Origin of the sequence: Aquimarina litoralis, from assembly GCF_039523995.1 — a bacterium.
GTDB lineage: Bacteria > Bacteroidota > Bacteroidia > Flavobacteriales > Flavobacteriaceae > Aquimarina > Aquimarina litoralis.
Genome location: NZ_BAAAGE010000001.1, coordinates 585,753 through 611,234 on the forward strand (window position 1 = coordinate 585,753; position 25,482 = coordinate 611,234).

A 25,482-nucleotide genomic window follows, 5' to 3' on the forward strand; every position below is an offset into this window, starting at 1 on the left:
AGATTCCATATGCAGAGTATAAGATTATTATCAGTGGTAATTCCTGTATACAATGAAGAAGGAAATACGAGCTTACTAACAGAAGCCATAGAAAATGGATTAAAAGGATATCGATATGAGATTATTTATGTAGATGATTTCTCTTCTGATAATACCAGAGAAGAAATAAAATCACTAAATAATCCTAATGTTGTTCTTGTAGAATTAAAAAGAAACTATGGGCAAAGCTCTGCTTTAGCAGCTGGTATTGACTATGCAAGAGGTGAATATATTATTACCATGGATGGTGATATGCAAAATGATCCTTCAGATATTCCTAGAATGTTAGAATTAGCCATCGATGAGGATTGGGATCTTGTTACCGGCATACGACAAAAGAGAAAGGATAATTTTATTAGAATCTTGCCTTCTAAAATAGCAAATTACATTATTCGTAAAGCTACAAATCTTCATATCACGGATGCTGGGTGTGCCCTGAAAGTAATGACTTCAGAAACAGCTAAAGCGATTCCTTTATATGGAGAACTACACAGATTCATTGCATTAAACGCTCATATAGATGGTGCACGTATCACAGAAATTCCTGTAAAACATCACGCAAGAAAATTTGGTGTTTCGAAATATGGATTAGGAAGAACATTTAAAGTGATGAATGACCTTTTATTGATCATTTTCCAGCGTAAATACCTGCAAAAGCCTCTATATTTATTTGGAAATATGGGAATGTTATTTTTTGGAGTTGGCTTGTTGATTAATGTATACTTAATCATTTTGAAATTGATGGGGAATGATATTGGAACACGGCCATTACTATTATTAGGTGTATTATTAATACTAGTAGGAATTCAATTTTTTACAATAGGGATTGTCACCGATTTATTAATGAGAACTTACTACGAATCTCAAAATAAAACTCCTTATAACATTAGAAAAATTACGACTTTTGAGACAAGAGAGAAAGAACCTGTTTTACACGTTTCTTAAAATTGGAATAACCCTATTATTACTATACCTAGTTTTTACAAAAATTCCATTTACAGAAATTTGGGAAACATTAAAAAGTGTAAATATTTTTTATCTTTTAATTGGGATAGTCTGTTTTATTCTATCCCAATGGATTTCTGCTGATCGACTTTTAGTATTGTTTATATCTTCAAGTTTTTACATAAGTCCTAAAAGCAACTATAAACTGTATCTAATAGGAATGTTTTATAATTTTTTTATTCCTGGAGGAATTGGTGGAGATGCTTATAAAGTATTTTTACTTCACAAGAGTTTTAAATGGTCTACCAAAAAACTTACAGCATCTTTATTCGTAGATAGATTTATGGGATTGACCGCTATTGGGATTTTAATACTAATTTATGCTCTTATAATACCCATATTTGAGGGGACAAATATGATTGCAGGAATTATTCTATTATTAGTCTTGGGTATAACAGCTTCTTATATATTTATACAAAGGTTATTTCCAGCTTTTTTATCTGACTATTTAAAAACCTTAGTACAGTCTATTACTATTCAGTTGTTACAATGCATTTGTATCCTATCGTTGCTAGCATCTATAACAGAGGTTGAATCCTATTCATTATACATTTTTGTGTTTTTAATTTCTTCGGTTTTATCCATTTTTTCATTTTCAGGAATAGGTGTTAGAGAAATGATTTTTTACCAAGCTTCTTCAATGTTACAATTCGATACTGTAACTGCTGTATCTATTGGGGTTTTATTTTCTGCTATAACTGCTCTTGTATCTTTATTTGGAATTATATTCCATTTCAAAAAAGCAAATTCATATTTAAAACTTAGAGATCCGTTACATTAACTAATAGAGTATGAGCCGTCAGTTACATTTCCTAAAACAAATAGGCTCCTTGAAGAACCACAGATCTTTTTTTCTTTTAATCATTACTTATTTTCTGACACATCTTTTTTTTAGACTATTACTTACAAATTCGTTAGAAGTAGATGAAGCAGAGCAAGTGTTTTTAAGTCAAAAGCTTTTACTTGGTTATAATCAACAACCACCTTTATATACTTGGATAATTATTTTTATTACAAAACTATTTGGATATAGTTTACTGAGCATCATTATATTTAGAACGGTATTGTTGATTGGTATTTTTACACTTGTTTTTACAATATCAAAACAGTATCAAGACTCCTTTTTAGATGCAAATATTTCAACTTTAAGCTTATTCTTATTTCTTCAGTTATCGGTTGAAAGTTTTAGACAAACCCATACAGTACTTATTACCTTTTCTGTTGTCTTCATGATCTGGTCTTTTACAAGACTTATTCGTAATCCATCGAATCTTAATTATATCATATTGGGTATTACTATTACATTAGGAATCCTATCAAAATACAATTTTGTAATCTCCTTATTAGCATTTTTATTAGCTGTTATATCAGATATAGAATACAGAAAAATAATCCTGAATAAAAAGATTAGTCTATCGATACTTGTTTTTTTAGTACTGATTACACCTCATTTTATTTGGCTGTATAAAAACATGACAACTACCAGTGAAGAAACCATCAATGATCTGGCAACACAAAACCTTTCATATATATCAACTATAACTCCAAGTATCTGGGCTATTAGTAAAGGGGTTTTATCATTTGCAGGTTTGTTTTTTGTCTCTATGTTATTACTCTTTAAAGGGAAAATCAAGTCTGTTTTCGAAACACAAAAAAATAGGTTTGTTAATTTTTTAGGTAGGTTTTTGACTCTTTCAGTACTGATCTTCGCTATCATTTTAGTATTTACCAAAGCAACGAATGCGCATGAGAGATGGATTCAACCATTGCTTATTATTACCCCGATTTACGTGTTTTGTTGTATTGATGAGCATGAAAAATCAATAAAAAGATATAAGGTTTTTAAAAATATTTTAATAATTATAGCAGCTCTAACACTCGTAAACAAGCCACTGAGTATTGGTTTAGGACCATCCTTAGGTTTTACAGAGCGAATCAATCGGCCTTACTTCAAATTTGCAAAATTCCTATTACAAAATCACTCATCACAACTAGAGAAATCAAATCTCATTATCTGTGATGCAATTGATTTTACAGGCACTATGAAAGTGCTCATACCTAATCATTTTTATGATGCATTTACGGCTAAAAATGATCTTTTTTACACCTCTATTGATCAGTATAACAACAAGACAATTCTCTTACTTGGAACATCAGAAAACAATCAAAAATTAGTTAACAGCATTAAATCAAAAGTTAATAATCTATCTATAAAAGAATCCTCAAGCAAAACCTTTTTTTATAACTATAGCAATAAAAAAACCTACACCTTTTATTACACCTTTATCACTATATGTAATTAATATTTAGTTATCATTTCTTTTTATAAATTCGGGTAGTATGTGATTCAAATAGCGCTTTTACTTCCATGATTTTGACGATATCCATTCTGTTTTCTAAAACATCTACCTCACGTGTATTTGTCATTAAAAATCCTTTTGGGTGTTTTTCAAAATACTCCTCTATCTCAGCTTCCTTATGAATAATCGTGAAGGTCCTTTGAAAATTAATTGGGAAAGCAGCGTCAAAACTTTTATATACTTTAACTGTATCATTTTGTTTTAATATTGACTTTGCTTGCTCTACAGGGTTTTGCGAAGTTAATCTAGGATAAATCCCAAGAAATAAAATTGGTGTAATGATAACCCAACCCAAAGCGATGGTGATAAAAGCCTTTTGTAAATATCCTTTGAAATAAAAAACCAAGCCAACTAAAGTAGCTGTTGACGTTGGTATTAGCCAATAGGCTATATCACTTACATCACCTAATTCCTTTTCTTGTAATAATGCTAACTTTCCTGCTGTTGGCAAGGCTATAGCCAGTAGTGCAATTAATACTAAAGCAATAGTATTGTGGATACCTTTATCCTTTCCTCTGTAAAACTCCCAAAAAGCCACTGCTAGTACCAATGCCAAAAAAGGATAACACGGCATCGTATAGTTAGGCAATTTAGTTCCTGAAATACTGAAAAACACAATAAATACAACCGATACAATAGTAGAAAATAAAAGTAATGAGTCTTTAGATTTGTTTATATATGAGTTTTTAAATGCTTTTAAAAGAAAAAAAGAAAATGGCATTAAACCCAATAAAACAAATGCCCATGTAATTAGAAATATACCTCCATGACCTTCCATTTTACTTCCAAATCTATTTACATTATGATCCAGAAAAAAGCCTTTTGTCCAATCTCCATCGGTTTCGAAATGCACTAAAATATACCACGGTGTTGTTACTAATAGAAAAACAATTAACCCTAAAAGAGGTCTAAATTTAAGAATCGCTTGGATACTGAAATTTTTAGTACTAACTAAAAATATAATACAAATCAAACCTGGTAAAGCAATTGCTACAGGCCCTTTGGTAAGTGTTCCCAAACCAAAAAGCAAATACATTATCCATAATGAAAACTTAGAACTGGTCGCATAAAAGTCATAAAACATCCAAAGCCCAATACTTATAAAAAAAATTAAATAAGCATCTGGAACAGCCAAATGAAATTCCTGAATAAAGCATATAGATGACCAACAAATAAAAACAAAAATCCAGGCGATAGTCCTCTTAGAAAATTTATTTATATAGTAATACGATATACTAATTGTTAATGCTCCGAATATTCCAGAAAAAAAACGAGCACCGAATGCATTCACTCCAAAAAGCTTATATCCCAAAATCATAAAATAATAATGTAGAGGAGGTTTATCAGTTCTTAGTAAGCGATTAAATTTTGGAACAATAAACTCAGAATGAACAAGCATCTCTCTTGCAGCTTCTGCATTTTTTGCTTCATCTAGAATATAAATTGGATATGCCCATGATCCGATCAAACAAAGAAAAAGGCTAATAGAAAAAACAATTAGAAAGTTTTGATGATTATATAACTTGGTAGTCAAAATGCGTAGTAAAAAAAATTAATACTTTGGATATGATCTTATTCTTCTGATAAATAACTGCCGTAAAAACACCAATCTTACTTTTAGCTTTCTAGAGGCAACAGGTACCAGATATTTATCCATCCAAAAATATTTGGGTGCAATTTTTTCAATCAAAGTAAATGCTATTATGGAAGATAAGGTTCCAAACAGAAATCCAAAATATACATCGATCAGAAAATGTTGAGCTAAATATACTCTAGAAAACCCAACACTTATTGCTAATAAAGCAAGAGTAATCGAAGAGCGATTAGAATTAAATATCAATGCAATGAAAGATGCAGCAAAAGCAGCTCCTGTAGTATGACCAGAAGGAAAACTCACTTCACGTCTAACTCTTATTCCTTCAACAAAATGAAGTAAATGATCCTGACAGATCCAACTCATATAGACAGACGGTCTATAAATGTCATTGAAAAGAATTTGCTTATTAAACTGAATGAGGAAAATATGTAAAAGAAGCCCGACTACAAAAACAAAAAACCAACGTACTCTAAGAAACAATAAGGTTATAGCTGCACAAACTACCATAAATCCTTCGCCAAACCAAGTGAGATTCTTGAAAAATGTATCTCTTACAGGAGAATTAAACCCATTTATAAAAAGTAAACTCTGATCTTTTGGTATGCATAAAAAAGGGCTAAGAACAACAAGAATAATGATAAAAGGAACAATAGATTGATATCGTTTAGCTTTCATACATACGAAAATATCACAAAGCTAAAATCACTCCTTTATCCATATGTTATCGTTCATAATTAGATAGGTTAAAAAAAGAGTTGTTTCTTAATTAATTGTTACCAGTAAATCACTCTATAAAATCCACAAATTTCTGTATATATTCTTCCTCATAATCAAATAATCCTACGATATGTTTGCCTTGTATTTCCCAAAAAGTTGATTGGAGTGTATCAGAAGCTTTATAAAGTTTTTTGCCTAATTTAAAAGGAACTTGCTCATCTGTATTACTATGAATAACGAGTATTGGTTTATTAATTTTTTGTATTTCTTTCTCTGCAGGAAAGTCATTATTCATTAATATTGGCATCATCCACTTAAAATTTTCCATATTGATTGCTCTTGCATACTCCTTTCCTATATCGGGAAATGAATTAAATGTTCCTTCTACAATAACTCCTGTTATTTTATCATTTCTTTCTGCAGCATTCATCATTGCAAAAGCTCCACCTAAGCTTTGTCCCCAAATAATAATTGCTGTTCCCTGTACAGCAGTATCATTTAATATCGTATCGAACATAAACAAAGCATCTTCTTTTAATACCAAGGAATTATCTGCTATGCCTGTTGATTTTCCAAAATCTCTTCGTTCATAACCAAATACTTGAAAGCCTCTATCTGTTAATAGCTTATAATAGGGTTGAGACGACATTAAATGCATTCCTTTGCCTGCATGATGAATAATTGTTCCTATTGGCTTATTCTTTGGTTTAAAAAGAACTCCGTGTAAAACAGTATTTGTGTCGACCTCCAAATAGTATTCTTTATGAGGAATATTAGACTCGAAACTTTCGTACTCTAAACCATTTACATGATAAATTAGTGTATCAGTATATCTAGAAAACCTGATATAAAAAATACTTCCTAATAACACCAAAAACAGTAATAGAACGGTCACCTTTGTAAATTTTATAAACTTCTTCATTTTTCATGTTTTTAATTTGTAAACATGTCAAATAAACAAGCATTGAAAATCACATAAAAAACATTGTTATGAATTCATATTTTTTGGGGTACACCAATACTTTCTGTGGCCAAATCTTATTTTTTGGGGTCAATTCATGAAGGATATTTTTACAGAATCAAAATAGGTTTTTGATACTGGTAGTTTTTCTTCTACAAATTTTAAGTGTATACTTCCCTTTTGTGCATTTCCTTCAACAGAAATTATAAAAGCAGGATTGATTAGATAGGATCGATGAACTTTTAGTAAATGATGAAGTTGGGTATGCAACGAAGAAAGGGTATTACGTATTATCTTTTTCTGTAGACCCTCTTCTTCTACGTAATAAATATTTACATAGTTATCTTCTGATTTAATGTATACAATATCCTCCGCCAGTACAGTAAAAGACTCTTTTTTTAAAGTACTCTTTACTACTATTTTTTCTTGGTCATTTGTTTTATACTTTTTTATTTCTTGTTCTTCTTTTCCATAATACCGTCTTAAAAAAATTGATAGCACAGATAAAATAATTCCGAAACCTAAGAAAACAAATCGAAACCATTCTATAAAAAAACTGAAGATCATAAAATTAGATCTCTTATTGATCATTAATTCTGTATAGAAGAAAGCGGTCGCGATTGCTATAGTAATATAAAGAAAAGAGAATATTAATTCTTCACTCCATTTCCATCTCTTAAAATTGTTATAATACAATCTTGACAAAAGATAGATAATTAAATACACTACTACCGAAATAATGCCATAACCAATAAAATAGAGATGCTTGTAGGGGTGATTAAAATTATTAGCTCCAAAGGGTTGTAAAAAAATGAGTATAAATACAACAACAAAACTAAGCATAGCAGCAATACGTATATGCTTTCTGAAAGAATTAAAGTATGGAAAAGCTTTATTTAAAAACATAAAAAATCCCTATTACATATAATAATAGGGATTAAATATAATGATCTAGATTGTAAATACTACTTAATCTGCAAGTACAATCACTTTATTATCTTTCATTTCAATTGTACCTGAATTTATCGCTAGAAGTGTAACACCATTTTCTTTCGTAAATTTTTCTACTACTTCTTCTTCCAAATTCATATCACCATACACTTTCACATTTCCTTTTCCTAATAAAGAAACGATTGGCGCGTGATTATCCAACATCTGAAACTCTCCATTCACACCTGGAACAGCAACCGAAGTTACTTCGCCGCTAAACAATACTGCTTCTGGAGTTACTATTTCTAAATACATATTTATAGTTGTTTATTGTTAGTTGTCGGTTGATTGTGTACTTAATTAAGATACTATCAACTACCAACAATTAACCAGATTATGCTTCAGCTAACATTTTCTCACCAGCTTCGATAGCTTCTTCGATGGTTCCTTTTAGGTTAAATGCTGCTTCTGGTAAATGATCTAATTCCCCATCCATAATCATAGTAAAAGCTTTGATTGTATCTTTTATATCTACTAAACATCCTGGAATACCTGTAAACTGCTCTGCTACGTGGAATGGCTGAGATAAGAAACGTTGAACACGACGAGCACGTCCTACCGCTAACTTATCCTCTTCAGATAATTCTTCCATACCAAGAATTGCAATGATATCTTGTAATTCTTTATATCTCTGTAATAACTCTTTTACTCGTTGTGCACAATTATAATGTTCATCTCCTAAGATATCGGCAGTAAGAATTCTCGATGTAGAATCTAATGGATCCACTGCTGGATAAATACCAAGCTCCGCAATTTTACGAGATAATACTGTAGTTGCATCTAAGTGAGCAAACGTTGTTGCTGGTGCTGGATCCGTTAAATCATCTGCAGGTACATAAACTGCCTGTACGGAAGTAATAGATCCTTTCTTAGTAGAAGTAATACGTTCCTGCATCACACCCATTTCGGTTGCTAATGTAGGTTGATATCCTACCGCAGATGGCATACGACCTAGAAGTGCCGACACCTCAGAACCTGCTTGTGTAAAACGGAAAATGTTATCTACGAAGAAAAGTACATCCTTTCCTTGCCCATCTCCAGCTCCATCACGGAAATATTCTGCAATCGTTAGTCCAGAAAGTGCAACACGAGCACGTGCTCCTGGTGGCTCATTCATCTGACCGAATACGAAAGTTGCTTTAGAATCTTTCATAGCTTCTTTATCTACTTTAGAAAGATCCCATCCACCTTCTTCCATAGAATGCATAAAGTCATCACCATATTTGATAATTCCAGACTCTAACATCTCACGAAGAAGATCATTTCCTTCACGTGTTCTTTCTCCTACTCCTGCGAATACAGAAAGTCCACCGTGACCTTTTGCGATATTATTAATTAATTCCTGAATCAATACCGTTTTACCAACACCTGCACCACCAAATAATCCAATTTTACCTCCCTTTGCATAAGGCTCGATAAGGTCGATTACTTTGATTCCTGTGAATAATACTTCTGTAGAAGTTGATAAATCCTCAAACTTAGGTGCTTGACGGTGAATTGGAAGACCATTTTCTCCAGCTTTAGGAAGATCTCCTAATCCATCAATAGCATCTCCAATCACATTAAATAGACGTCCATATACATCTCCTCCGATTGGCATTTGGATTGGAGCTCCTGTTCCAACAGCTTCCATTCCTCTGCTTAATCCATCACTGGAATCCATCGCAATTGTACGTACCGTATCTTCACCGATGTGAGACTGAATCTCTAACACTATCTTGGTACCGTCTGCTTTATTAATTTCTAACGAATCGTAAATTTTTGGTAATTCAGTACCGGCAGCGAATGCTACGTCTATAACCGGACCTACAATTTGTGATACTTTACCCGTAACTTGAGACATTATATAACTATTTAATGTTTAGTATTTAATATTTAAAAAAGACCCTTTTTTCTTACATGTAGAATACGACCTTTTTTCAGGCTGCAAATATAGGCTTTTAAAATGAATAACATAGCCTGTTTCATTTTGTTTTTTTCTTATACAAATTTAAAGGCGTCAAACCCATTAAAAAGTATAGATTATTCGACTATTTTATTTCGTTTAAACTTATTACATGTTGATTTTTATGGACAAAATTTATAATTTTTATTCAGCTTTTTGCTTTAATACAATCCATATCATCTTAAAAAATTACCGCAAAAAAAAACCAGCACTACCGTAGGTAGCACTGGTAATTATAATTTAACAATATGATTACTATTGCAAGGCTGGTGAATAAAATGTTGGATAATCCGCTGCCTTCACCAACGGTAAATTAGACTCATAAGTCATATTAATTGCTTTAATCGCTTCATTTGCCAACAAAGCATATCCTCTAGCAGTTGGGTGAACACCATCTAAAGAGAAAGCTCCTCCAAATACTAAATTATCTTCTAAAAGAAATTCATCAAATGTAATTCCATCAGTGGCAACTTGTTCTAATAGAGCATTCGCATCTACAAAAGCTAAACCAGCTTGATCTCTTGCTGCTGCAATAGTAGTATTAAAAGCTGCTGTAGCATTAGCAATTTCCATTTGCTCCTCTGGAGTCAACACCCATTTATCCGCTAATGGGATTGCTACTCCATTTACTGTTTGTGGATTTCCAGGTACCGCTTCTGTACCTATAAATGATGCTGCTGTTAACACAAGTAAATCTTCAGATGTTGCTTGCCTCATACTTATTAAAGCAGCATTGATACCTGTTAAATCCGTTAAATCTTCATCCAAAATCACTACGGCATTTTCCTCGCTTTCAGAAAAAGTAATTTTCCTTCGTTCTATTTCTGCAGTTGCTAGTTGTAAAGAGGTCATATCTGATGTTGGAGGAAAAAGAGCTCCTAAAGTAGCTTCATTTGCGGTTAAAAAAGCCAAAGTTGCATCTAAGCCCGCGTTATAAGCTCCATAAGCACTTGCACTATTTAAGAAAGCGGCAGTAGCAGCATCTAAAGGAACTGGATTATGAGGAACTGTTGTAAAATGCGGAATTGATGTAACATCTGGAATATTAGCAATCACACCTTTAGCTCCTCCAGCTGTTAATGTAGTAATCAATGCATTATAAGCTTGGGCAAACGTTCCTGTATCGGTAATAGGGTCTGTTCCGTCACCACCAGATAATGCATATCCTAACACATCATTATTACCAATCCAAAGAGAGAAAAATGTCGGATTCTGATCCATAGCATCCTGAATTACTGATGCGCTTGGATCTGAAGCAATTCTCACATAATATGGATTTGCAGTAGGAGGCATAGCTCCTAAACCAGCAGGGTTACCATAACCAGGAGCTAATAAGTGGAAACTTTTAGCACCTGGAACTCCCATATTATTAAAAGTCCCACCAAGATTTGCTGTTCCTTCTGTAGTAGGTAATTCTGGAGAGAAGTCTAATTGATCCGGAATTACTCCTAAAGGATAGGGACCAGAATCAAAATCATCATCAGGATTTACATCACTATAAAAATAGAGTCTTGGACCAAAACTACCATCTAACATTGGCATTCCTCCAAAAAGAAGTCCTCCAATATTATCACTCATTAAAGGCTGTGTAAATGTTCCTCCTCCGACTAATGCAAATTGTTGAGACAAAATGTTAGGAAGAGAATTTTCTTGTCCGGCAATAAATAAAGCATTATCAGTAAAACCAGCAGTAAGAGAATTTCCTAAAGCAACGTAATTCGAAAAATCCGCTGTTCCTGCGGTGAGAACTATTTCTTCTGTTGTAGCAGAATCATCATCAGATTCGCACGCTATAAATCCAAAAACTAACAGAATCAATAGCCATTTATATTGAATATTCATATTTAAAATATTTTTAGATTAATTATAAGTTGTTTATAGATATACCTACATAATATTGGGACCCTATAAATCCAGTACCAAACGCTGTGAAATACTCTTCACCAAGAATATTTGTTGCTCCTGCTTTCAGCGTTGCTTTTAATTTAGGAATAGTATAATTGATCTGTCCATTAAGAACATTGAAAGACGGCACATTCCCATCACCAAAAGCAGCTTCCCAAAAATATGCATCACTCCAAGTCCAACTAGTGTTAAATCCAAAGTTTTTAAACAAACTCGTATGACCAAAAGAAGCTTTTACTTTATGCTCTGGAGTATTGAAATTTGTTCTAAAATCAGGATCTTCCTCCTCATCAAAATCTTGTTTTGTAAATGTGTAATTAACTCCAAAATCAAAGTTTCCTAATATTTTAGTATCCACACCAACAGTACCACCAAATGATTTAATATCTACATCAGAATTCGTGTATGCCTGATATACTTCTGTATCTCCATTCTGTAAAGCTGCAAGCGATAGTGTTCCATCTCCAACTTGCCCATAAAGAGGAACCAAAACATTTTCTGTAGAAATGAAGTCAGTATAAATATTGTAATACCCACTTAAGTCAATAACAAACTTCTTGATTTTAGCACGATAACCAAGTTCTACTGCAACAACTTTTTCAGGCTCTACCAGATCAACATTTGAAACCGTAGGTGTACCATTCAATACAGAATTTAACGAAAAAGAGTTTTCATAAGCTTGTCTTCCTACTACATCTACCGAACTATTTCCTGTTAACAACTGACCATCTCCACTTAGATCAAAGTTTCTAACATCTCGATCTAAATTCTCTGAAGCCGATCCTACAAGTATTGCTCTACCCACATCTAAACCAATGAACAAATCTTGTGTTGTTGGATTTCTAAAACCTGTTTGAGCAGACAAACGGATATTATGATTTCTATCTGCTCCTGCTGTATAACCTAAAGATAATCTTGGAGAAAAATTACCATCAAATAACTCCGATTTATCATATCTAATAGAACCTGTAATTTTTAATCTGTCATCGATTAATTTCTTTTGTACTTGAGTATACACTCCAAACTCTGAATAGCGAATTGGTCCATCAAAATCTGTAAAAATCGTTCCCGCAGAATTTAATTTATATTCTCTGAAAGATCCTCCCACCTGTATATCTGCGATATCACTAGTAAGATGACTAAAGTTATAATTAACATCTACATGTCTTAATTGACTAGCGTCTTGAAATTTAGATCCACTAGTAAGATCAGGGTTTGTTGTTACTGTATTAAAAGCGCTTTCAAACTCTGGTGTTCCCGGTAAAAGCCTTCCTGTATCCGCTGTCTGTCTTGCTATTAAATGTGCCTGCTCTGGCAACTGACCTGCTAAACTTGCTTGAACAAAAGCGCCAGCATATTCTCCGAACCAAGTTTGATCATCTTTCCATAGTCTATTGATATTAATCCCTGTAAACCTAGAATCGTATGAATCTCCAGCATCTTCATCTGTAATATACCCTCTTATAAAAAAATTGTCATTTTTGATTTCTAATTTATGCTGCTGTAGGAAAAAATTTCGAATAGAATATCTATTTGCTCCTTGATAAATTGTCGTACCACGACCAACTTTCCCTAAATAAATAATTTCGAAATCGTTTGCAAAAGGGCGATAATGTAACGCAGCGTCAAACTTTATGCTTTCTGCGTTATAATTATTTAAATCACTTTCTAAATACCCTGTTCTACTAACTTCTTGATCAGGCAATATATTTTCTGCTCCAGCTGGCAATAACCCGCCATTTACCAAGGCAACCCCAACTCCTCTTATATTAGTACTTACTTCATCTCCATATACATTAAGTCCATCATAATTAGGATCTAATCGGGTTCCAGTAATAATATCATTAGAAACACTTACTTCATTAGTAGCAAACCAATCTGTTCCTCTCAAATAAGAAAAATTCACTTTTGCTGCGAATTTATCTGAGAATGCATGGGCAATCCTGATTCCATAATCATAATATTCATTATCACCTCCAACTTCCTGAGAAGTAATTCCTCCTTTAAAATATGCACTTATCCCTTGATGATCAAAAGGATTCTTACTAGTCATGAATAGAATTCCGTTAAAAGCATTTGCTCCATAAAGTGCGGAAGAAGCTCCTGGCAGTAATTCTATACTATTAACGTCCAATTCTGTCATCCCTAGTAAATTTCCTAAAACAAAATTTAGAGCAGGCGCCGCATTGTCCATTCCATCAACCAATTGAACAAATCTGGTATTTGCAAAATCTGCAAATCCTCTGGTATTGACCGATTTAAAAGTTAAACTATTGGTATTAATATCAACTCCTTTTAAATTTTCTAAACCGTCATAAAAATCTGCTGCAGGAGTAGTTTTTATTTTCTTGATTCCAAAACGTTCTACACTCACAGGAGATTCAAACACTCGTTCTGGTGTTCTAGAAGCTGAAATAACTACTTCGTCTAGTTCTGTTCCTTCTTTTAATGTAACTGTGATGTCAGAGGTGCTCGATGTAATATCCAAAGTAGTGGATTCAAAACCTATACTACTTACAATAATAGTAAAAGGAGGCGTTTCCTCTAAAGTAAGTGTGAATAGACCATCAAAATCAGTAACAGTTCCTACGGAAGCTCCCTGCAAAGCTATATTTGCTCCAGGAATGGGTTGATTGTTATTATCAACAACTTTCCCACTAATTGTTGTTTGTGCAGTAATAATAGTGCCTATTAAAAGCACTATTACTAACGTAATTGTCCTCATATCCTAAATTAGTTTTTATGTTATGACAACAATATACGTTTTTTTATCAATTCTTTAAAAAAAAGTTAAAATCATGTATTTTTCACAATCTTATACACTCTATTTTATTAATTATTCTTTTTATTGAAACTATACTTAATTTTTACGCAATTACAAACCTATTATTATTGAGGAATTAACTGGGGAAATTTTATTTCTTCTTATAAAAAAAGCTCGTCTAAAAAGTTTAGACGAGCTTTATATATTACTATTTGATTTTTACAATCTGAAGATTGTACTATTTCAAATTATTAATTAAAAATTATTGATAGTTAATCCTAAATAATACTGAGAACCTATTGGTGCTGTTCCTACAGCAGTAAAGTACTCACTTCCTCCAATATTTGCCCCACCTAACTTAAGGGTAGTTTTTAGAGAAGGAATTCTATAATTAAACTGTGCATCAAAAACTGTGAAGGAAGGAACTTCACCAACTGCAAAAGCAGATTCCCAAGTATATTCTCCACTCCACTTAACAGCAGTGTTAAATCCAAAGTTCTTAAACAAATTATCATGTCCAAAGTTTGCTTTTACCTTATGCTCAGGTGTATTAAAGTTAGTCCTAAAGCCTGGATCTTCTTCTTGATCGAAGTCTTGTTTTGCATAAGCATAGCTAGCTCCCAAATCAAAATCTCCAAATACCTTGGCACTTATTCCTAATATAGCTCCGTAAGAATTAATATCAACTTCAGAGTTTGTAGTTGCCTGAAAAGCTGCAAAATTTCCTGTCGCAATCGCCGTTTGAGCTTCTGCACTACCTACTTGACCATCCAATGGACTTATTACATCAACTGTGGAGATAAAGTCCTGATACATATTATAATATCCACTTAAATCCAATAGAAGTTTCCCAAAATCTGCTCGATAACCAACTTCAATTGCAGTTACTTTCTCTGGCTTTACAATATCTGGATTTGCAATTACTAATGCAGTTGTTCCTCCTGAAGCCGCAAAGGCCTGCACAGATTCTCTTGTATATGAATTCTCATATGCAATACGTCCCGTATAAGTTACTCCACTAGTTGTAGTTCTGGTAAAACGATCTAAATTATCAGGAGCAGATCCAACGATAGCAGCAGCACCGATATCAAGACCTAAATACAAGTTCTGTGTTGTTGGATTTCTAAAACCTGTTTGTATGGAGGCACGAAGGTTTCTATTTCTATTTTTTCCTAAAGTATATCCAATTGACAATCTTGGTGAGAAATTACCATCAAATAATTGAGATTTATCATAACGAACGGACCCTGTAAGTTTTAATCGATCGTCTAATAACTTCTTTTGGATCTGGGAATAAACTCCAATCTCTGAATAGTCAATAGCTCCATCAAAATCGGTATAAAAAGTTCCTGCAGAATTCAAAGAGTATTCTCTAAAAGATCCTCCTACCTGAATATCCGCAAAGTTATTCGTGATATGACCAAAATTATAATTTGCATCTACATGTCTTAACTCTGTCTTAGATTTAAATCTAGATCCTGTTTGGAAATCTGGTGTACTTGTAACCTCATTAAAAGCTGTCTCAAAACCCTCTGTTCCAGGCTCTAATCTATCTCTATCCGCAAAAGTTCTTGCAGCCTCATGTCTCTGTTGATCCGTACCTACTGTCGTAGCGAACGTCGTCGCATATTCGTTAAACCAATCTTCATCACTTTTCCACCTTCTGTTAATATTAACCCCTGTAAACACCAAATCATACGTATCTCCAGCATCTTCTGCAGAAATATACCCTCTTACAAAGAAATTATCATTTCTAACTTCTAACTTATGTTGTTGAAAAAAGAAGTCATTTAGAGAAAATCTGTTAGAATCTTGAAATATTGTTTGTCCTTTTCCTAATTTACCTGCATATATAATCTCTAAGTCATTATGAAAAGGTTTATAATGAACAGCACCATCGAACTTAATACTTTCTGCATTATAATCAGTTAGATCCAATTCATTATATCCTGTTCTAGAGACTTCTCCGATACCGCCAGGAAGATTCTGTGTAAACTCATCTCCATATACATTTAATCCATTATAAGCTGGATCCAAAAGTCTACTTTGACCTGGATTCTCAGTATTTGCTTCACTAGTTGCAAACCAATCAGTAGCCGTTAAATATGAAAAATTCACTTTTGCAGCTAAATTATCCGTAAAAGCATGTGCCATTCTAATTCCAACGTCATAAAAATCATTAGTTCCAGCTGCATCCTGTGAAGTAAATCCTCCTTTTGCATAAGCACTAATTCCTTGCTTATCAAAAGGACTTTTACTCGTCATAAATAATATACCGTTAAATGCATTCGCTCCATATAATGCAGAAGAAGCTCCTGGTAGAAGCTCGACATTTTCTACATCTAATTCATTCATCCCTATAAGGTTTCCTAAAGCAAAGTTTAAAGAAGGTGACGTATTATCCATTCCATCAATCAACTGAACAAATCGAGTATTTGTAAAAGTTGCAAAACCTCTAGTGTTTATAGATTTAAACGTTAAACTATTCGCGTTTACGTCTACTCCTTTAAGATTTTCTAAACCGTCATAAAAATCAACCGATGGCGTATTTTTAATCTCTTTTACACCAAATCTTTCAATACTTACTGGTGATTCAAAAAGACGTTCTGGTGCTCTCGAAGCAGAGATTACAATTAAATCAAGTACATTACCCTCAGTAAGAACGATTACTACTTCTTCGGCTGTAGAAGTAACTTCTACAGAACTTTCTTCATACCCAATACTACTTGCGGTAATTGTAAATGGTGGTTCTTTGGTTACTGTTAGCGTAAAGATTCCATCGAAATCTGTAACCGTTCCAATAGATTCTCCTTTTAAGGAGATATTGGCTCCTGGTATGGGTTGATTAAAATCATCAACTACCCTACCATTAATTGTAGTTTGAGCATTACTAATGAAACACATTAATAACACTACAACGAATGTAATTTTTTTCATAAAATAGGTTATTTTAGGTTTAAGTTTATTTGGGGAACTTAAATTCTTGAAAATGAAACTATTCATAATCGGTCGCGAAGCTAACAAAAAAATAGTATTCATGCATAATGTTTTCTGTTTTTTTATCGATAAAATGCAAAAAAGTACGATATATCGTACTTTTTTACTTAAAAATGATGCTTTTTATCGATTTTAAATCTTACTCTACCGTAACTGATTTAGCTAAATTTCTTGGTTGATCTACATTTTTACCAAGCATTACCGCAATATGGTATGATAATAACTGTAATGGTATAGTAGTTAAAAGAGGCGTTAAGAATTCTATTGTTTCAGGTATTTCAATAACATGATCAGCTAATCTCTTCACTGTTTCATCTCCCTCGGTAACAATTCCGATAATTTTTCCTTTTCTGGACTTAATTTCCTGAATATTACTCACAACCTTTTCATAATGACCCTTTTTAGTAGCAATTACAACTACCGGCATTTGTTCATCAATCAATGCAATTGGGCCATGTTTCATTTCTGCTGCAGGATATCCTTCTGCGTGTATGTAGGAAATTTCTTTTAGTTTTAATGCTCCTTCCAGAGCCACTGGGAAATTATATCCTCTTCCTAAATACAAGAAGTTTCTTGCATTCTTATAAGTATCAGCAATCAATTTAATATGATCATTAGATTCTAATGCATCTTTTACTTTTTCTGGAATACGTTCTAACTCTTGAAGATAGTAATGAAAATCACTGTTAGAAATCGTACCTTTTCTCTCTGCAAGTTTTAATGCAATCAAAGACAGTACGGTTATCTGTGTTGTAAAAGCTTTTGTAGAAGCTACCCCAATTTCTGGACCTGCATGGGTATAAGCACCTGCATGTGTCTCTCGTGAAATCGAAGAACCAACGACATTACACACTCCAAATACAAACGCTCCTCTCTCCTTGGCTAATTTAATAGCAGCCATAGTATCTGCTGTTTCACCACTTTGAGAGATTGCAATTACAACATCGTCTTGATGAATTACCGGATTACGGTATCTAAACTCAGAAGCGTACTCTACTTCAACAGGAATCCTAACAAGTTCTTCAAAAATATACTCTGCTACAAGACCCGCATGCCAAGAAGTACCACAAGCAATTACAATTATACGTTTTGCATTGAGAAGTTTTGCCAGGTTGTCATCGATTCCCGCCATTTTTATAATTCCCTCTGCTACTCTTATTCGACCTCTATAGGTATCACTTATTGCATTTGGTTGCTCATAAATTTCTTTTAACATGAAATGGTCATAACCACCTTTTTCAATTTGCTCAAGATTTATTTGCAATTCCTGAAGATAGGGATCTACTAAACTATCGTCTTTTATTTTTCTAACTTTTATACCTTTCTTTCTTCTAACGATGGCCATTTCACCATCTTCAAGATATATAGCGTTATTCGTATATTCTATGAAGGGAGATGCGTCAGAAGCTATAAAAAATTCATCTTCTCCAACACCTATCGCCAAGGGACTTCCTAATCTAGCTACGACAATTTCATCGGGTTTTTGACGATCAAAAACCGCAATAGCATATGCCCCAATAGTCTGATTTAATGCTATCTGAACAGCTTTTCCTAGTTTAACATTTTCCTTCGTCTTTACATCTTCAATAAGATTCACCAAAACCTCCGTATCAGTCTCGGAAGTAAAAGTATACCCTCTATTTAAAAGTTCTTTTCTTAAGGATTCGTAATTCTCAATAATCCCATTATGAATAATAACTAAGTCTCCTGAATTTGAATAATGAGGATGAGAATTTACATCATTGGGCACTCCATGGGTTGCCCATCTTGTATGACCAATACCCACACTTCCATTCGTAGAAATCTCATTAACTAATCTGTCCTCTAGATCAGCCACTTTGCCTTTGGTCTTAGATAGTTTTATATCATTACCATCGTAAAGCGCAATTCCTGCAGAGTCATAGCCTCTATACTCTAGCCTCTTAAGTCCTTTTAATACAATTGGATAGGCCTCCCTATGACCTATATACCCTACTATTCCACACATAATTTAATTTTTTGTTGATTAATTGGTTGTTGATTCTGTATAAAAAATATCAAGCTTTAATCGCTTCTCTTCTGGAACATTTGCTCCATTCCCATAAAGAATTGTTCCTTCATGAGATATTATTGACGAAAAGGGGATAATTTCGTCTTCTGTATTTGTGGGGGTAAATCCTTCAGCAGTAGTTATAATATTAACGTTTTGAGAGACAGATAAACCTAGTTTTACATTATCTTCGTCCTCGTTTAATAGATCAATAACATGCCTGGTTAATTTTATTTTATAGAATTCTCCTTTATCATCACTATCTCTAGTTATACTTCCTAAATGATCAATAATTGAGTTGACAGGATTTGTTGCATTAGATGTTGGGTCCACTAGATAGTCTATAAGTACACTACCGGTTTCTAAATTAAATAAATAGATTCTTTCAGGCTCTGTTTCTCCAGAAATTACCATATCCTGATTTATATAAAGCTTCATACTAGCCTCATTGATCAGCCAGTCTTGTCTTTTTATAAACTCCAACTCATTTTCTAGTTCTCCATCTTCATTTGTAACATCTCTATTAAACAAATCAATCACAACATATGAACCTTCGCCTCCTTTTAAATATAAATTTTCTTCTCCATTGATCTCATCCTGACTTGATAGCTCATTTTCTATAGTAGTATTAAAATTCGTCTCTATACCATTTACAATATTATTTGAAAAATTCAATACTAATTCTCCTGTGTCATCCACAATTTCTGTCGTATCATCATCACCTGTCGTATCCTCCCTCTCAAAAGAATAATGTAAAGTTATATTTGCTTGAGTAATATCAAAAAACACGAGAGTTCCCTCTGTTGTAATCGCCTCCGCTTTAAAATAAATACCTCTAAAAAAATTATGAAAGTTGTTCGCATTGCTTAGCTCCAAACTACCTTCTTTATCTAAAAACATAGAGGTAAAGTAATCAATCAAATCCTGACTTCCTACTCGGACATTATTGGGATCAGGATTTAAAACATTTGCCTCATCCGCAGCTATATCAGAGAGAAGCGCCATCCTGAATCCAGGAGGAATTGTTGAAACTTGAGGATCATCATCCGTATCCACATCCGTATCCTCTGTTAAGAGACGTATTTCCTTAGAACTTACCTCAAAATTATTTTTAGCAAACAATAACCTCTCTTCTACCTCAAGACCAAAGTTTTCGTTTATATCATTAGAAAAATACACTTGTCTAACCTCCGAACCTTCTTCCACATCGAAATCCCTAAGAAAATAATCTGATTTATATACAGAAAGATTTATTACAGAAGAACCATACACTGAATCTAGTTCATATGTATTCACAATATCTCCGTTATCATTCGTTTCTGTTTCGGTAATATTACTGAAGTATGGAATCCTTAAAACAACACTATCTAAGACCGGATTATCTCCAAAAGTAGGATTAAATCTATCTGGTAATACTTGAGATAAAATACTATAAGTAGATTGACCATAAATAGGATCATTGTATGTTCCTATCAAATAGTTTGGCAAAGCGCTTGTTTGCACTTTCTCGAATCTTTTACTGTAAGCTACTGGAATAGAACTATACTCGTTATCTTGGAAATTAACACCTCCAATAACTTCACTCCCCACAGAATTAAAATCATCATCACACGACACCATGGTAAAGACAACAGCTACCATAGCTGCTACTTTGATCAAAACTTTCTTCAAATTCATAATAGTTTTTATGCTACACCAGCACCTCTGTTTGATAGAAGGCTTCATAGGCGTCTGCAAATTCATCTGGTTTTTTATATTCTAATACAGGTTGATCTATTGTTTTTAAATGTTTAGAAAGCTCTTCTGGTATTTCCTCTGAACCTACGATAATAGCGTCAGAGTTATCTATAGCAACCTTCATTACGTTATCATAAGTAGGTTTAGCTAAATCAGCAATTTTTTCTTCATCGATACCATCAAACTTTACTTTCTCTAACATATTACTATCCAATGTACCTTTAAAACCATGATCATAAACTGAAGTTACGATTTTACTATCATTAAATAACGGTTCATTTGCATAGTAATTTCTCAGATACAATGGCAACATAGATGCCAACCAGCCATGAACATGAATAACATCTGGCGACCAATTCAATTTTTTAACCGTCTCAATTACTCCTTTTGCAAAGAATATTGCCCTCTCATCATTATCGGGGAACAGGTTTCCTTCTTCATCGGTTAAAGTTGCCTTTCTTTTAAAATAGTCTTCGTTATCAATAAAATAAACTTGCATCCTTTCTTTAGGAATCGACGCTACCTTAATAATTAGCGGCATATCTAAATCATTAATAACCAGATTCATTCCAGAAAGACGAATTACTTCGTGTAATTGATGTCTTCGCTCATTAATGTTTCCATATCTTGGCATAAAAATTCTAATTTGCCCGCCTTTGCTATTTACCATTCTTGGTGCTTCAAAAGACATGGATGAAATCTCAGTCTCTGGTAGGTAAGGTATTACTTCTGATGATACGTACAATATCCTCTTATCTTTCATATGATCTACTTTTCTCGTCTCCTTCGGAATAAATTTTTGCAAAATTACGAAAATTTATGTAGTCTGCCAGTAATATCTTATTTTTGCACGCCTTTAACTTTTAGATAAATGCGGGTACACGAGAAAAGACTGGACATTGAAAAGGATGTTGCAGACTTACATAAACAAAATAAAACAATAGGTTTTGTTCCTACAATGGGAGCTTTACACGATGGCCATCTTGCTTTGGTACAACGAGCAATTAATCAAAATCAAGTTGTTGTTGTCAGCATATTTGTTAATCCAAATCAGTTTAATAACTCTGAGGATCTTGTTAATTATCCTAGAACACTAGATGCAGATATCAAATTACTTTCCAAATTATCTAAAGATATTATTGTTTTTGCGCCAGGTGACCCAATCGAAGTTTATGGAAATAATTTGGACTCCATTTCGTACGACTTTGAAGGATTGGAAAATGAAATGGAAGGAAAATTTAGACCAGGACATTTTGATGGTGTAGGAACGGTTTTGAAACATTTCTTTACGATTGTATCTCCTACTAGGGCATATTTTGGAGAAAAAGATTTTCAACAGTTACAAATTGTCAAAAAATTAGTTGAGATTGAAAAAATGTCAGTAGAAATAGTAGGATGCCCTATTTATCGAGAAGAAAGCGGACTAGCTCTAAGCTCAAGAAATAAAAGGCTTAATAAAACACAACTTCAAGAAGCTCCTTTAATCTATAAAACATTACAACAAGTTAAAAATGACTTTGGCACAAAAAGTGTACTATCATTAACAGCATGGATATCAAAACAATTCGAAGCCAACGAAACACTCGAATTAGAGTATTTCCAAATTGCTAAAATATCTGATTTGAAATCGATTCAAAGAAAACAAAAGAACACTAAATATCGAGCTTTTATTGCAGTGTTTGCAGGAGAAGTAAGACTTATTGATAACATTGCCCTAAATTAAAAATAACTAAATTTGTAACATGTTTGTACACGTTGTAAAATCAAAAATTCATCGCGTTAAAGTAACTGGCGCAGACCTTAACTACATAGGTAGTATTACGATTGATCAAGATCTTATGGACGCTGCTAATATTATAGAAGGAGAAAAAGTTCAGATCGTAAATAATAATAATGGGGAAAGATTAGAAACTTATGCCATTCCAGGGCCTAGAAATAGTGGTGAAATAACATTAAATGGAGCCGCAGCACGAAAAGTAGCTAAAGGTGATGTTTTAATACTTATTACCTATGCTATGATGGATATAGAAGATGCTAAAAAATTTAAGCCAGCACTTTTATTTCCTAATGAAGAAAATAATTTACTAAAATAATAGAGTGAATCCTAAACTCATTAAAATTTTAAAAATTGTACTCCCACTATTGTTGGGAGTTTTTTTAATTTGGTATTTTCTTAGTTCGGCAACTCCAGAATACAGAACGCAATTATTACAAAATATAAAAAATGCAGATCCTCTTTGGATAACTGCCTCTCTTATTCTAGGAATTATTTCTCACCTTTCTAGAGCCTATCGATGGAAATTTTTACTTAATCCTCTTGGGTATACTATCAAATTTCATAACAGCTTTATGGCTATTATGATTGGATACCTTGCTAATCTTGGCGTTCCAAGATCAGGTGAGGTTCTCAGAGGAATAACTACATCTACCTATGAGAAAATCCCCTTTGAAAAGGCATTTGGAACTATTGTTTCTGAGAGAATTACAGATCTCATCATGCTTATCATCATTACCTCTACAGCAGGTATCTTGCAAACAGAATATTTATTAAACTTTCTAGAAGAAAAAAACATAAATCCTCTTTTTACGTTAGGAGCAATTTTAGGATTAATTTTTATTGGTCTTTTAGGATTAAAAATTCTCCAAAAGTCATCCAATAAATGGATTGTAAAAATCAAAGATTTTGGAATGGGGCTTTTAGATGGGATGAAAAGTATATTTAGTATGAAACAAAAATGGGCTTTTCTATTTCATACCATACTCATTTGGTTTTTATATGTTTTAATGTTTTATGTAATAAAATTTGCAGTTCCTAATTTACACGATGCATCTATTGGAATTATACTCGTAGCTTTTGTAGTGGGATCCTTTTCTATGTCAACCACCAATGGAGGAATTGGTATCTTACCGTTTCCGATTGTAGTTGGCGCAGTTTTTGTTTTCTTTGGTTATGCAAAGAGTGATGGAGAAGCTTTTGGTTGGATTCTTTGGGGCTCTCAAACTGCAATAAATATTGTAGTTGGAGCGTTATCATTTTTATTCCTTCCAATTTTAAATAGAAGCAAAATCAAATAACATATTTATAAACCCCTTACAGACAATACATTGATTATTTTGAAGACTAATTTTAAAGGTCTAAAATAATTTATATCTTGTCCTCGCTTAACCTTAATCTTACTACTTATGAAGAAAAGTATATTTTTAATTCTCGTCACCTTCTTTACGTTTATCTCAAACGGTCAGGTAAAATATGAAACATTTAGATCATTAAAATTAGATCAGAATAGAGATTTAAAAATTCAATTACCTCGTAATTATGAAAAAAACGAAGATAAGATCTACCCTGTTATTATCGTCTTAGATGGTGATCATCTGTTTGAACCTGTAGCTGGTAATGTAGATTATTTTTCTTATTGGGAAGATATGCCAGAATCTATTGTGGTAGGTGTGTTACAAAGAAAAACAAGAGAAGATGATTGCCGATATGATTTAGCAAGTTATTTACCTGAAGGAAAAGGTGCTGCATTTTTTGAGTTTATAGGTCAGGAACTTTTACCATATATCGATGAAAATTATAGAACTGCTCAGTTAAAAATGATCGTTGGACATGACTATACAGCTAATTTTATAAATTATTTTCTTTTTAAAGACAATCCTATTTTTCAAGCATATATTAATCTTAGTCCTGAGTTAGCACCACCAATGGAAGAACGTATCTTTAATGTATTAAGCAGTGCAAAATCAGATATGTGGTACTATTTAGCTACAGCTACAAATGATGCTGAAATCATAAAGAAAAATCTGGTAAAGGTTGATGAAAAGCTATCGACTATAGAGAATCCAGAGGTTAATTATTTCTTCGACAATTTCGACGAATCTTCTCACTACACTTTGGTAGGTAGAGCCATTCCAAAAGCGTTAGAAACCATTTTTGAGATGTATCGTCCAATTAGCAAAAAAACATATAAAGAAGATATTCTTACTTTAGAAACTTCTTTGTACGATCATCTTGTGGATATATATGATACTACCGAAAAATTATATGGATTCAAACGACAAATTAGAATTAATGATTTCATTGCAATTTCTACCGCTATCGAGAAAAAAGAATTGTGGGAAGAACTAGAGCCTTTAGGTAAATTAGCCATCAAAGAACATCCTGAGACTATGTTAGGATACTACTATCTTGGTTTAGGTTACGAACAACTTGGAGAACCTAAAAAAGCCATGAGAGCTTATGAAAATGGATTCTTGTTAAACGAAATCGCATTTCTTACCAAAGATTATATGTTAGAAAAAGTAAATAAAATCAAAGAAGATTTTGGTTATTAGTAGAAATCTCTGCTTTTAAAACTAAAGAATAAAAAGATCCCTATTTTGGGGTCTTTCCTTTTTTATACTTTTTGAAAAGACAATATAAATAGTAGTATTTTTAC

19 protein-coding genes are annotated in these 25,482 nt (G+C 33.0%); 7 read left to right on the plus strand and 12 right to left on the minus strand.

Annotation, left to right across the window (positions count from 1 at the left end; translation table 11 throughout):
* The first annotated feature begins 9 nt into the window (after positions 1 to 9).
* Genes ABD077_RS02240 through ABD077_RS02250 form a run of 3 tightly spaced genes read left to right on the plus strand, consistent with a single transcriptional unit; the run spans position 10 to position 3,347 of the window.
* Entirely contained in the window at positions 10 to 984 is a 975-nt protein-coding gene (locus tag ABD077_RS02240) for a glycosyltransferase family 2 protein (RefSeq protein ID WP_343910069.1), read from the plus strand.
* The gene (locus ABD077_RS02245; protein WP_343910071.1) at positions 944 to 1,825 is read left to right on the plus strand and encodes a lysylphosphatidylglycerol synthase transmembrane domain-containing protein; all 882 of its coding nucleotides are present in this window, start codon (positions 944 to 946) and stop codon (positions 1,823 to 1,825) included. Before ABD077_RS02240 ends, ABD077_RS02245 begins: the two co-directional genes overlap by 41 nt.
* A gap of 10 nt (positions 1,826 to 1,835) precedes the next feature.
* On the plus strand, positions 1,836 to 3,347 hold the full coding sequence (locus ABD077_RS02250; protein WP_343910074.1) for a glycosyltransferase family 39 protein: 1,512 nt from the start codon (positions 1,836 to 1,838) through the stop codon (positions 3,345 to 3,347).
* Positions 3,348 to 3,357: 10 nt separating this feature from the next.
* Here ABD077_RS02250 and ABD077_RS02255 read toward each other — a convergent pair whose 3' ends face one another.
* From ABD077_RS02255 to ABD077_RS02310, 12 genes are all read right to left on the minus strand, one after another.
* The gene (locus tag ABD077_RS02255; RefSeq protein WP_343910077.1) at positions 3,358 to 4,872 is read right to left on the minus strand and encodes an ArnT family glycosyltransferase; all 1,515 of its coding nucleotides are present in this window, start codon (positions 4,870 to 4,872) and stop codon (positions 3,358 to 3,360) included.
* An 84-nt stretch (positions 4,873 to 4,956) separates the two neighbouring features.
* Positions 4,957 to 5,676, minus strand: coding sequence for a phosphatase PAP2 family protein (locus tag ABD077_RS02260; protein WP_343910081.1), 720 nt, complete (start codon positions 5,674 to 5,676; stop codon positions 4,957 to 4,959).
* Positions 5,677 to 5,785: 109 nt separating this feature from the next.
* Positions 5,786 to 6,640 (minus strand): alpha/beta hydrolase, encoded by an 855-nt coding sequence (locus ABD077_RS02265; protein WP_343910085.1) that lies wholly within the window; start codon positions 6,638 to 6,640, stop codon positions 5,786 to 5,788.
* A 129-nt stretch (positions 6,641 to 6,769) separates the two neighbouring features.
* Complete coding sequence (locus tag ABD077_RS02270) at positions 6,770 to 7,585, minus strand: LytR/AlgR family response regulator transcription factor (protein WP_343910089.1); 816 nt, start codon at positions 7,583 to 7,585, stop codon at positions 6,770 to 6,772.
* Positions 7,586 to 7,648: 63 nt separating this feature from the next.
* Positions 7,649 to 7,924, minus strand: coding sequence for a F0F1 ATP synthase subunit delta/epsilon (locus ABD077_RS02275; RefSeq protein WP_219010889.1), 276 nt, complete (start codon positions 7,922 to 7,924; stop codon positions 7,649 to 7,651).
* A 79-nt stretch (positions 7,925 to 8,003) separates the two neighbouring features.
* Positions 8,004 to 9,512: a F0F1 ATP synthase subunit beta gene (gene atpD, locus ABD077_RS02280; protein WP_343910092.1), complete on the minus strand. Its 1,509-nt coding sequence runs from the start codon at positions 9,510 to 9,512 to the stop codon at positions 8,004 to 8,006.
* A 357-nt stretch (positions 9,513 to 9,869) separates the two neighbouring features.
* The gene (locus tag ABD077_RS02285; protein WP_343910095.1) at positions 9,870 to 11,456 is read right to left on the minus strand and encodes a G-D-S-L family lipolytic protein; all 1,587 of its coding nucleotides are present in this window, start codon (positions 11,454 to 11,456) and stop codon (positions 9,870 to 9,872) included.
* Between the two features lie 22 nt (positions 11,457 to 11,478).
* Positions 11,479 to 14,244, minus strand: coding sequence for a TonB-dependent receptor (locus ABD077_RS02290; RefSeq protein ID WP_343910097.1), 2,766 nt, complete (start codon positions 14,242 to 14,244; stop codon positions 11,479 to 11,481).
* Positions 14,245 to 14,538: 294 nt separating this feature from the next.
* Entirely contained in the window at positions 14,539 to 17,220 is a 2,682-nt protein-coding gene (locus tag ABD077_RS02295; protein WP_343910099.1) for a TonB-dependent receptor, read from the minus strand.
* Positions 17,221 to 17,419: 199 nt separating this feature from the next.
* Positions 17,420 to 19,267 (minus strand): glutamine--fructose-6-phosphate transaminase (isomerizing), encoded by a 1,848-nt coding sequence (gene glmS, locus ABD077_RS02300; RefSeq protein ID WP_343910101.1) that lies wholly within the window; start codon positions 19,265 to 19,267, stop codon positions 17,420 to 17,422.
* A gap of 18 nt (positions 19,268 to 19,285) precedes the next feature.
* On the minus strand, positions 19,286 to 20,986 hold the full coding sequence (gene bamH / locus ABD077_RS02305) for a BamH family beta-barrel-assembly machinery protein (RefSeq protein WP_343910103.1): 1,701 nt from the start codon (positions 20,984 to 20,986) through the stop codon (positions 19,286 to 19,288).
* A 13-nt stretch (positions 20,987 to 20,999) separates the two neighbouring features.
* Entirely contained in the window at positions 21,000 to 21,809 is an 810-nt protein-coding gene (locus ABD077_RS02310) for a glycogen/starch synthase (protein WP_299606336.1), read from the minus strand.
* A 108-nt stretch (positions 21,810 to 21,917) separates the two neighbouring features.
* Between ABD077_RS02310 and panC the strand changes: the two genes are divergently transcribed.
* From panC to ABD077_RS02330, 4 genes are all read left to right on the plus strand, one after another.
* Positions 21,918 to 22,769, plus strand: a complete 852-nt coding sequence (panC, locus tag ABD077_RS02315; RefSeq protein ID WP_343910106.1) for a pantoate--beta-alanine ligase — start codon at positions 21,918 to 21,920, stop codon at positions 22,767 to 22,769.
* 19 nt (positions 22,770 to 22,788) lie between these two features.
* On the plus strand, positions 22,789 to 23,139 hold the full coding sequence (gene panD, locus ABD077_RS02320) for an aspartate 1-decarboxylase (RefSeq protein WP_299604885.1): 351 nt from the start codon (positions 22,789 to 22,791) through the stop codon (positions 23,137 to 23,139).
* A 4-nt stretch (positions 23,140 to 23,143) separates the two neighbouring features.
* Positions 23,144 to 24,121, plus strand: coding sequence for a lysylphosphatidylglycerol synthase transmembrane domain-containing protein (locus ABD077_RS02325; RefSeq protein WP_343910109.1), 978 nt, complete (start codon positions 23,144 to 23,146; stop codon positions 24,119 to 24,121).
* A gap of 108 nt (positions 24,122 to 24,229) precedes the next feature.
* The gene (locus ABD077_RS02330; protein ID WP_343910111.1) at positions 24,230 to 25,378 is read left to right on the plus strand and encodes an alpha/beta hydrolase; all 1,149 of its coding nucleotides are present in this window, start codon (positions 24,230 to 24,232) and stop codon (positions 25,376 to 25,378) included.
* Positions 25,379 to 25,482 lie beyond the last annotated feature (104 nt).

Bases quoted from the DNA above. Each gene is read 5' to 3' on its own strand.
- bamH (WP_343910103.1), bottom strand. From the start codon at position 20,986: ATGAATTTGAAGAAAGTTTTGATCAAAGTAGCAGCTATGGTAGCTGTT.
- ABD077_RS02285 (WP_343910095.1), bottom strand. From the start codon at position 11,456: ATGAATATTCAATATAAATGGCTATTGATTCTGTTAGTTTTTGGATTT.
- ABD077_RS02295 (WP_343910099.1), bottom strand. From the start codon at position 17,220: ATGAAAAAAATTACATTCGTTGTAGTGTTATTAATGTGTTTCATTAGT.
- ABD077_RS02250 (WP_343910074.1), top strand. From the start codon at position 1,836: ATGAGCCGTCAGTTACATTTCCTAAAACAAATAGGCTCCTTGAAGAAC.
- ABD077_RS02330 (WP_343910111.1), top strand. From the start codon at position 24,230: ATGAAGAAAAGTATATTTTTAATTCTCGTCACCTTCTTTACGTTTATC.
- ABD077_RS02270 (WP_343910089.1), bottom strand. From the start codon at position 7,585: ATGTTTTTAAATAAAGCTTTTCCATACTTTAATTCTTTCAGAAAGCAT.
- ABD077_RS02260 (WP_343910081.1), bottom strand. From the start codon at position 5,676: ATGAAAGCTAAACGATATCAATCTATTGTTCCTTTTATCATTATTCTT.
- ABD077_RS02240 (WP_343910069.1), top strand. From the start codon at position 10: ATGCAGAGTATAAGATTATTATCAGTGGTAATTCCTGTATACAATGAA.
- glmS (WP_343910101.1), bottom strand. From the start codon at position 19,267: ATGTGTGGAATAGTAGGGTATATAGGTCATAGGGAGGCCTATCCAATT.
- panD (WP_299604885.1), top strand. From the start codon at position 22,789: ATGTTTGTACACGTTGTAAAATCAAAAATTCATCGCGTTAAAGTAACT.
- ABD077_RS02265 (WP_343910085.1), bottom strand. From the start codon at position 6,640: ATGAAGAAGTTTATAAAATTTACAAAGGTGACCGTTCTATTACTGTTT.
- ABD077_RS02290 (WP_343910097.1), bottom strand. From the start codon at position 14,244: ATGAGGACAATTACGTTAGTAATAGTGCTTTTAATAGGCACTATTATT.
- ABD077_RS02310 (WP_299606336.1), bottom strand. From the start codon at position 21,809: ATGAAAGATAAGAGGATATTGTACGTATCATCAGAAGTAATACCTTAC.
- ABD077_RS02275 (WP_219010889.1), bottom strand. From the start codon at position 7,924: ATGTATTTAGAAATAGTAACTCCAGAAGCAGTATTGTTTAGCGGCGAA.
- panC (WP_343910106.1), top strand. From the start codon at position 21,918: ATGCGGGTACACGAGAAAAGACTGGACATTGAAAAGGATGTTGCAGAC.
- atpD (WP_343910092.1), bottom strand. From the start codon at position 9,512: ATGTCTCAAGTTACGGGTAAAGTATCACAAATTGTAGGTCCGGTTATA.